This is a genomic window from Streptomyces sp. TE5632, from assembly GCF_054061295.1.
Map to the genome: position 1 here is coordinate 181,518 of NZ_JBSSEA010000003.1, position 12,294 is coordinate 193,811.

General features: G+C 69.3%; 12 protein-coding genes. 3 read left to right on the forward strand and 9 right to left on the reverse strand.

From position 1 onward, the window contains the following. Window positions 1–19 precede the first annotated feature (19 nt). The 6 genes from prcA to arc all read right to left on the reverse strand — a co-directional run bounded on the left by prcA (window position 20) and on the right by arc (window position 6,171). Window positions 20–787 (reverse strand): proteasome subunit alpha, encoded by a 768-nt coding sequence (gene prcA, locus ACVW19_RS05895; protein ID WP_457457240.1) that lies wholly within the window; start codon window positions 785–787, stop codon window positions 20–22. Window positions 788–851: 64 nt separating this feature from the next. Further along, the gene (prcB, locus tag ACVW19_RS05900) at window positions 852–1,697 is read right to left on the reverse strand and encodes a proteasome subunit beta (protein WP_457457242.1); all 846 of its coding nucleotides are present in this window, start codon (window positions 1,695–1,697) and stop codon (window positions 852–854) included. Then, window positions 1,649–2,224, reverse strand: a complete 576-nt coding sequence (locus ACVW19_RS05905) for an endonuclease VII domain-containing protein (RefSeq protein WP_457457244.1) — start codon at window positions 2,222–2,224, stop codon at window positions 1,649–1,651. The genes prcB and ACVW19_RS05905 overlap by 49 nt, the downstream gene beginning before the upstream one ends. Window positions 2,225–2,287: 63 nt before the next feature. Continuing rightward, window positions 2,288–2,503, reverse strand: a complete 216-nt coding sequence (locus ACVW19_RS05910) for a ubiquitin-like protein Pup (protein ID WP_457457246.1) — start codon at window positions 2,501–2,503, stop codon at window positions 2,288–2,290. A gap of 155 nt (window positions 2,504–2,658) precedes the next feature. Further along, window positions 2,659–4,170, reverse strand: coding sequence for a depupylase/deamidase Dop (gene dop / locus ACVW19_RS05915; RefSeq protein ID WP_457457248.1), 1,512 nt, complete (start codon window positions 4,168–4,170; stop codon window positions 2,659–2,661). 234 nt (window positions 4,171–4,404) lie between these two features. Next, a complete protein-coding gene (gene arc, locus ACVW19_RS05920; RefSeq protein ID WP_457457250.1) occupies window positions 4,405–6,171 on the reverse strand; it encodes a proteasome ATPase in 1,767 nt (588 codons plus the stop codon). A 245-nt stretch (window positions 6,172–6,416) separates the two neighbouring features. Here arc and ACVW19_RS05925 point away from each other — a divergent pair, with 245 nt between their 5' ends. Next, a complete protein-coding gene (locus ACVW19_RS05925) occupies window positions 6,417–6,722 on the forward strand; it encodes a ferredoxin (RefSeq protein ID WP_457457252.1) in 306 nt (101 codons plus the stop codon). Window positions 6,723–6,792: 70 nt separating this feature from the next. On the opposite strand, the gene ACVW19_RS05930 is transcribed toward ACVW19_RS05925, so the two are convergent. The 3 genes from ACVW19_RS05930 to ACVW19_RS05940 all read right to left on the reverse strand — a co-directional run bounded on the left by ACVW19_RS05930 (window position 6,793) and on the right by ACVW19_RS05940 (window position 10,286). Beyond that, window positions 6,793–7,389 carry a hypothetical protein gene (locus ACVW19_RS05930; RefSeq protein ID WP_457457254.1) on the reverse strand — a complete coding sequence of 199 codons (597 nt, stop codon included), beginning with the start codon at window positions 7,387–7,389 and terminating at the stop codon, window positions 6,793–6,795. A 215-nt stretch (window positions 7,390–7,604) separates the two neighbouring features. Next, window positions 7,605–8,507, reverse strand: coding sequence for a tRNA (adenine-N1)-methyltransferase (locus ACVW19_RS05935; RefSeq protein WP_406728352.1), 903 nt, complete (start codon window positions 8,505–8,507; stop codon window positions 7,605–7,607). 57 nt (window positions 8,508–8,564) lie between these two features. Continuing rightward, window positions 8,565–10,286, reverse strand: coding sequence for a site-2 protease family protein (locus ACVW19_RS05940; RefSeq protein ID WP_457457256.1), 1,722 nt, complete (start codon window positions 10,284–10,286; stop codon window positions 8,565–8,567). Between the two features lie 268 nt (window positions 10,287–10,554). Between ACVW19_RS05940 and ACVW19_RS05945 the strand changes: the two genes are divergently transcribed. Together ACVW19_RS05945 and ACVW19_RS05950 are read left to right on the forward strand one after the other, a co-directional pair. Further along, entirely contained in the window at window positions 10,555–11,532 is a 978-nt protein-coding gene (locus ACVW19_RS05945; protein ID WP_457457258.1) for a RecB family exonuclease, read from the forward strand. A 14-nt stretch (window positions 11,533–11,546) separates the two neighbouring features. Next, entirely contained in the window at window positions 11,547–12,218 is a 672-nt protein-coding gene (locus tag ACVW19_RS05950) for a response regulator (RefSeq protein ID WP_055597029.1), read from the forward strand. Window positions 12,219–12,294: the final 76 nt, after the last annotated feature.

Sequence of the window (12,294 nt, forward strand, 5' to 3'; positions counted from 1 at the left end):
AGGCCCGCTCCGGACGCGCCTACTCCTCGCTCCCGGCCCCGGTCTCCGTGTCCGTCCCGGCCTCCGCCTCGGACACCGTCTCCGCGCCGCCGGCCTCCAGCAGCCGCGCCAGCTGCCGTCCCGTGATCCGCCGGAACTTCCGCTGCTGCGGCCGCGTGCGGTCCAGCACCGCCACCTCCAGCCGCTCCGCGGGAATCTCCCGCTCACCGCCGTTGGTGTCCCGCGACAGCGACTGCACCGCCAGCTCCAGTGCCTGGGCCAGCGTCATCCCGTCCCGGTGGCGCTGATCCAGATACCCGCTGATCTGCTCCGCGTTGCCCCCCACCGCCACCGAGCCGTGCTCGTCCACGATGGAACCGTCGTGCGGCAACCGGTAGATCTGGTCGCCCTCCGGGGTCTCCCCGACCTCGGCCACCACCAGCTCCACCTCGTACGGCTTCTCCGCCGCACTCGAGAAGATCGTCCCCAGCGTCTGCGCGTACACGTTCGCCAGGCCCCGGGCGGTCACGTCGTCACGGTCATAGGTGTAACCCCGCAGATCGGCGTAGCGCACACCGCCGATCCGCAGGTTCTCGTACTCGTTGTACTTGCCGGCGGCGGCGAAGCCGATCCGGTCGTAGATCTCACTGAACTTGTGCAACGCACGGGACGGGTTCTCACCGACGAACACGATGCCGTCGGCGTACTGCAGCACGACCAGGCTGCGGCCACGGGCGATCCCCTTGCGGGCGTACTCCGCCCGGTCGGCCATCGCCTGCTGGGGTGAGACATAGAACGGCGTCGACACGGGTCAACCGTCCCTTTCTGTCGAAGTCACTGGATGGAGGTCCCTCGGCATCGAACCGCCCGCCCTACAGCAGCGAGGCCCGCGGGCCGTCCGGCTGCTCCAGCCGCCGCTCCAGCACGGACCGGGCGATCCCGGACGCCTCGTCCTCGGAGAGCCTGCGGTAGCCGTCCTCGGTGATCACCGTGACGATCGGGTAGATCCGCCGGGCGACATCGGGACCGCCGGTCGCCGAGTCGTCGTCCGCCGCGTCGTACAGGGCCTGCACGACCAGTGTGGTCGCCTCGGTCTCGCTCAGGTCGTCCCGGAAGAGCTTCTTCATGGCGCTGCGCGCGAAGACGGACCCGGAACCGGTGGCGGCGTACCCCTTCTCCTCCGAGCGCCCGCCCGTGACGTCGTAGGAGAAGATCCGCCCCTTCTCCCGGTCCGTGTCGTACCCCGCGAACAGCGGGACCACGGCCAGCCCCTGCATCGCCATCGCGAGGTTGGACCGGATCATGGTCGACAGCCGGTTCGCCTTGCCCTCCAGGGACAGCTGCGTCCCCTCGACCTTCTCGAAGTGCTCCAGCTCCAGCTGGAACAGCTTCACCATCTCCACGGCGAGCCCCGCCGTACCGGCGATGCCCACCGCCGAGTACTCGTCCGCCGGGAACACCTTCTCGATGTCCCGCTGAGCGATGACGTTGCCCATGGTGGCCCGGCGGTCACCGGCGAGCACGACACCACCGGGAAAGCTCGCGGCCACGATCGTCGTACCGTGCGGCGCCTCGAGCACGCCCTGAACGGGCGGCAGCTGCCGCTTCCCCGGGAGCATCTCGGGCTGATGCTCGGACAGGAAGTCCATGAAGGACGACGACCCAGGAGTCAGGAAGGCAGCCGGTAGACGCCCGGTGCTACGAGTGTTGGCTTCCACGCGATTCCTTCCACGTAAGCGGCAGCCCGCCTTATGGCATCGGGCCGGTCCTTGAACTGCCCCAGTGCGGCATTGCAGCTGAAGCACAGTACGCCACGGACCCTACCCGTCTTGTGGCAGTGATCCACATGTGCGGCCGGGGCAGACAAACATATGCAGCAGGCGCCCCCTTGAGAGGCGATCAGCTCGTCACGCTCAGCTTCGGTGATGCCGTACTTGCGCTTCAGGCGGCCTGCACGCCCCTTGTCCGCCCGGCAAGCCTTGCAGCTCGTCAAAAGGCCATCGGAAGCGCCGGCATTGCGATGCCACTCGCTGTGAGGTTTGGTCTCACCGCGGCTGCGACAGAACTTGTGCCCCTCAGGCGCCTCCACCCTCGGCCGGACCTTCTTCCCCCTGGCCAGTTGGCGGGCCCGGTGGTATCCCGCCCAGCATTTCCGGCAGTAGGCCCGCAGCCCCTCACGGGCCGCTCTGTTGCCGGTGAAGGCTGCCCGCGGCTTGGACTCTCCGCACCGCGAGCAGCGCTTCACCGTCTGCTCTTTCCGCACTCACGACCCTCGACGCGCATCCTTCGATCCGAAGGATGAAGCGACCTACTGGCCACCCTTTTGAACGAAACTTCGAACGAAATCCTCTGCGTTAGCCTCGAGGACGTCATCGATCTCGTCGAGGACGTCGTCCACATCGTCGCTCAGCTTCTCCTGGCGCTCCTGGAGGTCTTCGGATGCCTGTACCTCGGGCGCCTCCTCGACCTCCTCGGTGGAGCGCGTCGCCTTCTGCTGTCCGCCGCCGGTGTCCTTGGTCGCCATAACCCTCACCCCGCTCGGTTCGACGTTCTTGATCAGACCCTACAAGCAGGGTCCGACATGGGCCCCGTAGTTCCTGAAACGTACGGTGGCCCCCTGGATGATTCCCTGTCGCCGAACTTTCCACCCTGTCCGACGGCCCGGTCATGCGTGTCGGCTCAGCCGCCGGACAACACCCTGACCAGGTCTTCTGCCGTGCGGCAGCGGTCCAGGAGCTCCTTGACGTGATTACGCGTTCCGCGAAGCGGTTCCAGGGTTGGGACGCGCTGGAGCGAGTCCCGGCCCGGCAGATCGAAGATCACCGAGTCCCAGGAGGCCGCCGCCACATCGTCCGCGTACTGCTCCAGGCAGCGTCCGCGGAAGTAGGCGCGGGTGTCCTCCGGCGGCTTCGTGCGGGCCCGCTCGATGTCCCTCTCGTCCAGCAGCCGCTTCATGCGGCCGCGGGCGACCAGGCGGTTGTAGAGCCCCTTGTCGGGGCGTACGTCGGCGTACTGGAGGTCGACGAGGTGCAGTCGGGCGGCGTCCCAGTCCAGGTCGTCCCTGCGCCGGTAGCCCTCCATGAGTTCCCGCTTGGCGACCCAGTCCAGCTCGCCGGCCAGGCTCATGGGGTCGTTCTCCAGGCGGTTGAGGGTGTCCTCCCAGCGGGCCAGGACGTCCTTGGTCTGGTCGTCTGCGTCGGCCCCGTACCGTTCCTCGACGTATTTGCGGGAGAGCTCGTAGTACTCCATCTGGAGCTGGACCGCGGTGAGTGTGCGACCGCTGCGGAGGGTGACGAGCCGTTTCAGGCTCGGGTCGTGCGAGACCTGGTGCAGCGTCCGTACGGGCTGGTCGACCGCGAGGTCCACGGCGATGAAGCCGTCCTCGATCATCGACAGGACGAGCGCGGTCGTGCCGAGCTTCAGGTAGGTGGAGATCTCGGACAGGTTCGCGTCACCGATGATCACGTGGAGCCGGCGGTGTTTCTCGGCGTCCGCGTGCGGTTCGTCGCGGGTGTTGATGATGGGGCGCTTCAGCGTGGTCTCGAGGCCGACCTCGACCTCGAAGTAGTCCGCGCGCTGGCTGAGCTGGAAGCCGTGCTCGTGACCGTCCTGGCCGATGCCGACGCGGCCCGCGCCGGCGAAGACCTGGCGGGAGACGAAGAACGGGGTGAGGTGGCGGACGATGTCCGAGAACGGGGTCTCCCGCCTCATCAGGTAGTTCTCGTGGGTGCCGTAGGAGGCGCCCTTGTTGTCGGTGTTGTTCTTGTACAGGTGGATGGGCTGGGCGCCGGGGAGCGCCGCCGCCCGCTCCGCGGCCTCGGCCATGATCCGTTCGCCGGCCTTGTCCCAGAGGACGGCGTCGCGGGGGTTGGTGACCTCCGGGGCGCTGTATTCGGGGTGCGCGTGGTCGACGTAGAGTCGTGCGCCGTTGGTGAGGATGACATTGGCCAGGCCGATGTCCTCATCGGTGAGCTGGCTGGCGTCGGCGGCCTCACGCGCGAGGTCGAAGCCTCGCGCGTCGCGCAGCGGATTCTCCTCCTCGAAGTCCCAGCGGGCCCGGCGGGCCCGGTGCATCGCCGCCGCGTAGGCGTTCACGATCTGGGACGAGGTGAGCATGGCATTGGCGTTGGGGTGGCCGGGGACGGAGATCCCGTACTCGGTCTCGATGCCCATTACTCGCCGTACGGTCATGCGGCCCTCCTTGCCCGGCGGCGTCCCCGGTCGGGGGCGCTGCTCAAGTACCGCTGGCGCTCCGTGCGTGTGCGGTGCCCGTCCCCGCACCGCGCGACTCGGCGGTACCGAAGAGCCTAGAACGCCTTTGCGCTAGTGGGGAGATCATTTGCGTCTTTGCCGTGTTCCCGGTCATGTCCCAAAAAGCGGTCGGCTGCGGGTACCCGTCGAGGGCACCCGCAGCCGCCCTGCTTTTTACAGGTATTGACCGGTGTTTGCCACCGTGTCGATGGAGCGTCCCGTGTCCGCGCCCTGCTTTCCGGTGATGAGGGTACGGATGTAAACAATCCGCTCACCCTTCTTACCGGAGATTCGGGCCCAGTCGTCGGGGTTGGTGGTGTTGGGCAGGTCCTCGTTCTCCTTGAACTCGTCCACACACGCCTGGAGCAGGTGGGAGACGCGGAGACCCTTCTGGCTCTTCTCGAGGAAGTCCTTGATCGCCATCTTCTTGGCACGGCCGACGATGTTTTCGATCATGGCGCCGGAGTTGAAGTCCTTGAAGTAGAGGACTTCCTTGTCTCCGTTGGCGTACGTGACTTCCAGGAAGCGGTTTTCCTCGCTTTCGGCGTACATCTGTTCCACCGCGGTCTGGATCATGCTCTGGACCGTCATGCCCCTGTCGCCGCCGTGCTCGGCGACGTCGTCGCCGTGCAGCGGGAGGCGCTGGGTGAGGTACTTGCCGAAGATGTCCTTGGCCGCCTCGGCGTCCGGACGTTCGATCTTGATCTTCACATCGAGCCGGCCGGGCCGCAGGATGGCGGGGTCGATCATGTCCTCACGGTTGGAGGCACCGATCACGACCACGTTCTGCAGGCCCTCCACGCCGTCGATCTCGGCGAGGAGCTGCGGGACGATGGTGTTCTCCACGTCGGAGCTGACGCCGGAGCCGCGGGTGCGGAAGAGGGATTCCATCTCGTCGAAGAAGACGATGACGGGGGTGCCCTCGCTGGCCTTCTCGCGGGCCCGCTGGAAGACCAGGCGGATCTGCCGCTCGGTCTCACCGACGTACTTGTTCAGCAGCTCGGGGCCCTTGATGTTGAGGAAGAAGCTCTTGCCGGCGGCCTGGCCGGTGACCTCGGCGACCTTCTTGGCCAGCGAGTTGGCGACGGCCTTGGCGATGAGCGTCTTGCCGCATCCGGGAGGCCCGTAGAGCAGTACGCCCTTGGGCGGGCGCAGTTCGTGCTCCCTGAACAGGTCCGGATAGAGGTAGGGCAGCTCGACGGCGTCGCGGATGGCTTCGATCTGGTTGCCGAGGCCGCCGATCTGCTCGTAGCCGATGTCGGGGACTTCTTCGAGGACGAGCTCCTCGACCTCGCTCTTCGGGACGATCTCGTAGACGTACCCGGAGCGGGGTTCGAGCAGGAGGGCGTCACCGGGGCGGATGGTGATGCCCAGCAGGGGTTCGGCGAGCCGGACCACCCGTTCCTCGTCGGTGTGCCCGAGGACGAGGGCTCGTTCCCCGTCCTCGAGGATCTCCTTGAGGGTGACGATGTCACCGACGCGCTCGAACTCCATGGCCTCGACCACGTTGAGCGCTTCGTTGAGCATCACTTCCTGGCCACGCCGGAGCTCGTCGAGGTCGACGCTCGGGCTGACGTTCACCCGGAGCTTTCTACCGCCGGTGAAGATGTCGGCGGTGCCGTCCTCGTTCGCCAGGAGGAAAACTCCGAAGCCGGCCGGTGGCTGGGCCAGCCGGTCCACTTCCTCCTTGAGGGCCACGATCTGGTCGCGGGCCTCTCGGAGCGTGCCGGCCAGTCGTTCGTTCTGGGCGGACACGCCGGCCAGGTTGGTCTGCAGCTCGACGATCCGCTCTTCGAGAATCCTCGTGTGTCGCGGAGAGTCGGCGAGCTTGCGGCGCAGGACGGCGATCTCCTGCTCAAGGTAGGCGATCTGCCCGGCCGGGTCGTCGGACCCGCGTCCCGAGCGGATGCCGCGGTTCATGTCGTCGTCGTGGGCTGCCACGGTCCTCACCTCCTCCAAGGGGAGCTGGACGCTTCCAGACCCTACCTGGGCGGGTGTCGATTGAAACCCCTAGATCACAAAGACGGTCGAGGTGTGTCCGATCTTCACCCTTGCGCTCTCCCTCACGCCAGGGGAATACCCACCGAGGGTGGCGGGAACCCCGGCGGAGGTAGGGTCGATGTGTTCAACACCCGTCGGAGCTGGCTGGATTCCCGTCCGGTCCGACGCGAAGGACGGCAGGGGAGATGAGCGTGCAGCAGGAAGCCGGAGTCGACGCCGGGGCTCTGGAGGTCTGGATCGACCAGGACCTGTGTACCGGTGACGGCATCTGCGCGCAGTACGCGCCCGAGGTGTTCGAGCTGGACATCGACGGTCTGGCTTATGTGAAGGGCCCGGACGACGAGTTGTTGCAGGCCGAGGGGGCGACGGCGCGGGTGCCGCTGCCGGTCCTCACGGATGTGGTCGATTCGGCGAAGGAGTGTCCGGGCGAGTGCATTCACGTGCGGCGCGTGGCCGACGGCGTGGAGGTGTACGGCCCGGACGCCGGGTGACCGGTTTGACGCCTTCCGTCACCACTCTCCGATTTCTCACATGTCCGTTCTCGCCTCACGCGCGCGGGGTTCACGCGTTCCGGGCGTTGGAGGACGCGGACCGGACGAACGCGCCGTTGCCCCAGTGCCACTTCAGGCTCTTGCGCACGTCGGGACAGCAACTGGGTATGTCGGAGGACGAGTAGCCGAGGAGTGCCGCGGTGATCTCGCCGTCGCGTACGGCGAAGTCGTCGACGTTGGTGCGGTCCTTGGGGTCGACGAGGGTGGCCACCACACGTGGTGTGCCGGCTCCGGCGGCCTCGGTCAGGACGTACATGCCGTCGGGCGGGGTGCCCATGGGTGCGTCGCAGTGGACGACCACCACGGTCTCGGGCCGTCCGTCGCCGTCGAGGTCGCCGGCCGCCTCCTTCTTGACCACAGCCTGCACCGGACCGCATTCGATCGGGAACTCGACGTCCGCGGGGTCCGGCGGGGCGATGTGCGCCGGGGCACTCTTGGTCTGCGGGGTCTGCGGGGTCTGCGGGTCGGGTGTCTGGGCCGCGGTCGCGGCTCCGGGCTGCAGCAGACCGGAGAGCGCCACGACTCCGGCGACGGCCGTGGCGGTGGCGACCCAGTGGATCGGGCGGGTGTGCGTGTGGGCGAGTTCCGGGACGGCGGATGACTGCACGAGGAGTGTCTCCTGTGAGAGCTGTGCCGGTGGGGGTGGCCAGCATCGTGCCACACGTCACAGTGCGGGGGAACGCCGGGGTGTGCGGTTCCGGTGCGGGGCCCGGGAAGACACCGACCGCCCGCGCGTCAACATGAGGGCGCCGTGGCGCAGTTCCCGGTGCGGTCCGGGAACTGCGCCACGGCGCCGGTGCGTTGTCGTGGTGGTGGGACGGGTCAGCGGGCTGTGCCCGCGTCGGCGTTGGGTCCCGAGTAGTCCTCGCCGTAGGCGCCCTTGGCGGGGCGGCGTCGACGCATGGGGGGCTCGACCCCGTCCGCGAGGCGGCGGGCGGTGAGCAGGAAGCCGGTGTGGCCGATCATCCGGTGGTCCGGGCGGACGGCCAGTCCTTCGATGTGCCAGTTGCGGATCATGGATTCCCAGGCGGTCGGCTCGTTGAAGGAGCCGATCTCGCGGATGGACTCGACGGTCCGGGCGAGCTGGGTCGTGGTCGCGACGTAGCAGCAGAGGATGCCGCCGGGGACGAGCGCCTTGGAGACGGCTTCCAGGCATTCCCAGGGGGCGAGCATGTCGAGGATGACGCGGTCGACGTCGGTGTCGGACAGATTGTCCTGGAGGTCGCCGACGGTGAGCTGCCAGGCGGGGTGCGGGCCGCCGAAGTAGCGCTCCACGTTGGCCTGGGCGATCTCGGCGAAATCCTCGCGGCGTTCGTAGCTGTGCAGCATGCCCTGGTCGCCGATGGCGCGCAGCAGGAAGCTGCTGAGCGAGCCGGAGCCCACGCCTGCCTCCACGACGCGGGCGCCGGGGAAGATGTCGGCGAAGGCGAGGATCTGTCCCGCGTCCTTGGGGTAGACGACGGCTGCCCCGCGGGGCATGGACAGGACGTAGTCGGGGAGCAGGGGGCGCAGCGCGAGGTAGGCGACGTTCCCGGTGGTGCGGACAACGCTGCCCTCGGGTGCGCCGATCAGTTCGTCGTGGGGGAAGGAACCCTTGTGGGTGTGGAAGTTCTTCCCGGCCTCGAGCGTGAACGTGTAGTGGCGGCCCTTGGGGTCGGTCAGCTGTACCTGGTCCCCGACCTTGAAGGGCCCACGTCGGCGGGCGGCACCGGTCGGTTCGGACATGTGACCAGCCTACCGGTCCCGACGTGGGCCACTGACCACTCGAGGGCGGGGCGGATGTCAGGCGGGGCGGGCCATGGCCTTGACGAAGGCCCGCTCGACGTCGGCCGCGGACAGGACGCCGTAGATCTCGCCGGTGGTCTCGACGACCAGGTACTCGGTGGCGGGGGCGGCGCGCAGGGCCTCGAGGAGGTCCTCTCCCGCGAGCTCGGCGGAGACGCGCATGCCGTCGGTGAGGTCCTGGGCGAGTCCGCTGACCGGGATCCAGGGGCGGCGGTGTTCGGGTACGCCGACGATGGCGGCCTCGCGCACCAGGGAGAGCGGGGTGCCGTCGGGGTCGACGACGACCAGGGCCCGGGCTCCGGCGGCGTTGGCGCGGCGCAGGGCCTCGGAGAGCGGGGTGTCCGTCTCCACGGGCACCGCGCGGCGGGTGAGGGCGCGGGCACGCAGTTCGGGAAGGTGTTCGCGCAGGCGGGCCATGCGCAGGCTGTTGCCGGCGCCGGTCCAGATGATCGCGGCGAGGATGGCGGCGAGCAGCGCGTCGAGGACGGTGTCCATACCGACGCTGTCCTCGGCGGCGGAGCCGAGGGCTCCGGACTGGGTGAGCAGGGGAAGGCCGATCAGGACGGAGACGGCGAGGGCGCGGCCCACCCAGGCGGCGGCGATGGTGCCGCTCATCGGCTTGCCGGTGAGTTTCCAGACGACCGCGCGGAGCATGCGTCCGCCGTCGAGGGGGAGGCCGGGCAGGAGGTTGAAGACGGCCACGATGAGGTTGGAGATCATCAGGCCGGCCAGCAGGACGCCGGGGACGGAGCTGGGTTCGACGGCGAGCAGGGCGACGTAGAACAGGCCGGACAGGACGAGGGAGAGCAGGGGGCCGACGAAGGCGAGCACGAATTCCCGCCCGGGTGTCTCCGCCTCCTTCTCGATCTCGGAGACGCCGCCGAAGAACTGGAGCTGGATGCGGCGCACCGGCAGCTTGAAGCGGAGGGCGGCGAGGGTGTGGGCGAGTTCGTGGACGAGTACGGAGGCGTAGAAGGCTACGGCGAAGAACAGCGAGACCAGATAGCTGGCGGCGCCGAGTTCGGGCAGCACGCGGTCGATCTGGCCGCCGAAGACCCAGGTGATCAGGATGGCGACGAGGAACCAGCTGGGGGCGACGTAGACGGGCACGCCGAACGGGCGTCCCATCAGCAGTCCACCGCGCTGCTGCTCCGGGGGACGCGGGGCGGTCCCCTTGCCGGATCCGGAATGGGCGAGGGTGCGGTCGGCGCTGTGGGGCTCGGAGGGCTCGGGCCGATGGCCGTCCCGCGGAGCACCCTCGGACGGAACGCCCGCGGGTGCGGGGGACTCGGACCGGCCGTCGTCCGGGGTCCGCGGGTCATGGTGCTCGGCGGGCCGGCTCGGACCGCCCGGCTCCCCCGGACGGTCCGGGCCGGCCGGACCCTGCGGATTCTGCGGGTGGATGTCGATGTCCGGGGCAGGGGGTTGCGCGGGCTCCCCGTTCCGGGGCGTGACCCCGGTGTCCGCCGGAGCCGGGGTCTCCCCGGTGTCCGCCGGAGCCGGGGTCTCCGCCGGGGTACCGCCGGTCCGTGACGGAGCGTCGCCGGAGGCCGACGGGTCACGGTCGGCGGTGCTGTCGTCGGGGGTGCTCGAGGTGGTTTCGGCCGGGTCGAAGCGGCCCCCGTCCGTGGGGGGTGTGCCCGCCGGGGCCCCCACGTGGCGCTCGGCCGGCTCGTCGTTGCCGGATCGCGGCTGCCCGCGTCCGCCGCTTGCGTCCACCGGTGTCCCCTCGTCGCTGCGTTTCCCGTGCCTGCCGGACGGGAGGCTCTGGTATCGATGGTATGCGGCCGTCGCCACACCTCTCGCCTCGGCACCCCTGTCTCTTCCCGTCCGGCACCGCGCCCGCTCGCCTTCTCCTCTCCTTCTCCCCTTCCTCTTTTCCCCTTTACCCCTTGCTCCTTGCTCCTTGCTCCTTGCTCCTTCTCTCCCCCCTCGTCACCCTTGGCGTGCGGATCCCTGTCAGTACCGGGCCGTAAGGTCTGTGGGCATGGAGACGAGCACCGAGGGCACGGGACGGCCCGACAGCATGCCGGTCGTGGCGGCGGATCCGCCGGTGGTGGCCGGGGCCCCGCCCGGGGCGGCCGCCGCGCCGCCCGCCTCGCTGTCCCCGTCGCGTGCCAGTGACTTCATGCAGTGTCCGCTGCTGTACCGGTTCCGGGTCATCGACCGCCTGCCGGAAAAGCCGAGCGAGGCGGCGACCCGGGGCACGCTGGTGCACGCGGTGCTGGAGCGCCTTTTCGACGCTCCGGCCGCCGAGCGCACGGCACCGCGGGCGAAGGAACTGGTCCCGGGCCAGTGGGACCGGCTGCGGGAGTCGAGGCCGGAAGTCGTGGAGCTGTTCGCCGAGGACCCGGAGGGCGAGCGGCTGGCACGCTGGCTGGCGGAGGCGGAGCTGCTGGTCGAGCGCTGGTTCACCCTGGAGGATCCGAGCCGGCTGGAGCCCGCCGAGCGGGAGCTGTTCGTCGAGGCCGAGCTGGATTCCGGGCTGAGGCTGCGCGGCATCATCGACCGGGTGGATGTGGCGCCCACCGGCGAGGTGCGGCTCGTCGACTACAAGACGGGCAAGGCGCCCCGGCCGGAGTACGCGGAGGGCGCGCTGTTCCAGATGAAGTTCTACGCCCTGGTGGTGTGGCGGCTGAAGCAGGTGATCCCGCGCCGGCTGCAGCTCGTGTACCTGGGCAGCGGTGACGTGCTGACGTACGACCCGGTCCGCGCCGATCTGGAGCGCGTGGAGCGCAAGCTGCTGGCCCTGTGGGAGGCGATCCGGCTGGCCACGGAGACGGGTGACTGGCGGCCACGTCCCACCAAGCTGTGCGGCTGGTGCGACCACCAGGCGCACTGCCCGGAGTTCGGCGGCACTCCCCCGCCGTATCCGCTGCCGGTGCGGGTGTCCGGGCCGGCGCCGGCCGATGTGCCCCGGAGGCAAGAGGGGCAGGGCACGCAGGGCACAATGGGGGCGGACTAGCGAAGGAGAGTCACGTGGCCATCCGCGTCCTACTGGTTGACGACCAGCCGCTGCTGCGCACGGGCTTCCGGATGATCCTGGAGGCCGAGCAGGACATCGCGGTCGTCGGTGAGGCCGGGGACGGCCTCCAGGCCCAGGACCAGGTGCGGGCGCTGCAGCCCGATGTGGTGCTGATGGACATCCGCATGCCGCGGATGGACGGGGTGGAGGCCACCCGGCAGATCACCGGCCCGGAGCGGGACGGCCCGGCGAAGGTGCTGGTGCTCACGACGTTCGATCTCGACGAGTACGTGGTGGAGGCGCTGCGGGCGGGTGCCAGCGGCTTCCTGCTGAAGGACGCCCCGGCCAATGAACTGGTGCAGGCGATCCGGGTGGTGGCCGCCGGTGAGGCGATGCTGGCCCCGAGCATCACGCGCCGGCTGCTGGACAAGTACGCCACGCATCTGCCGTCCGGTGACGAGCCGGTGCCGGACACACTGCACACCCTGACCGACCGTGAGGTCGAGGTGCTGAAGCTGGTGGCACGGGGGCTCTCCAACGCGGAGATCGCCGCGGACCTGTTCGTCAGTGAGACGACCGTGAAGACGCACGTCGGTCATGTCCTGACGAAGCTGGGGCTGCGTGACCGGGTACAGGCCGCGGTCTACGCGTACGAGAGCGGTCTGGTGCGCCCTGGGGCGCAGTAGCTCCCGCTCCGGTTCACACACCGGCTCCGATCCACACACCGAGGGCGCCTCCGACTTCCGCAAGACGGGAAGTCGG

Coding starts and splice junctions, on each gene's coding strand:
- ACVW19_RS05910 (WP_457457246.1), bottom strand. CDS start 2,503: ATGGCGACCAAGGACACCGGCGGCGGACAGCAGAAGGCGACGCGCTCC.
- dop (WP_457457248.1), bottom strand. CDS start 4,170: ATGACCGTACGGCGAGTAATGGGCATCGAGACCGAGTACGGGATCTCC.
- ACVW19_RS05925 (WP_457457252.1), top strand. CDS start 6,417: ATGAGCGTGCAGCAGGAAGCCGGAGTCGACGCCGGGGCTCTGGAGGTC.
- ACVW19_RS05935 (WP_406728352.1), bottom strand. CDS start 8,507: ATGTCCGAACCGACCGGTGCCGCCCGCCGACGTGGGCCCTTCAAGGTC.
- ACVW19_RS05945 (WP_457457258.1), top strand. CDS start 10,555: ATGGAGACGAGCACCGAGGGCACGGGACGGCCCGACAGCATGCCGGTC.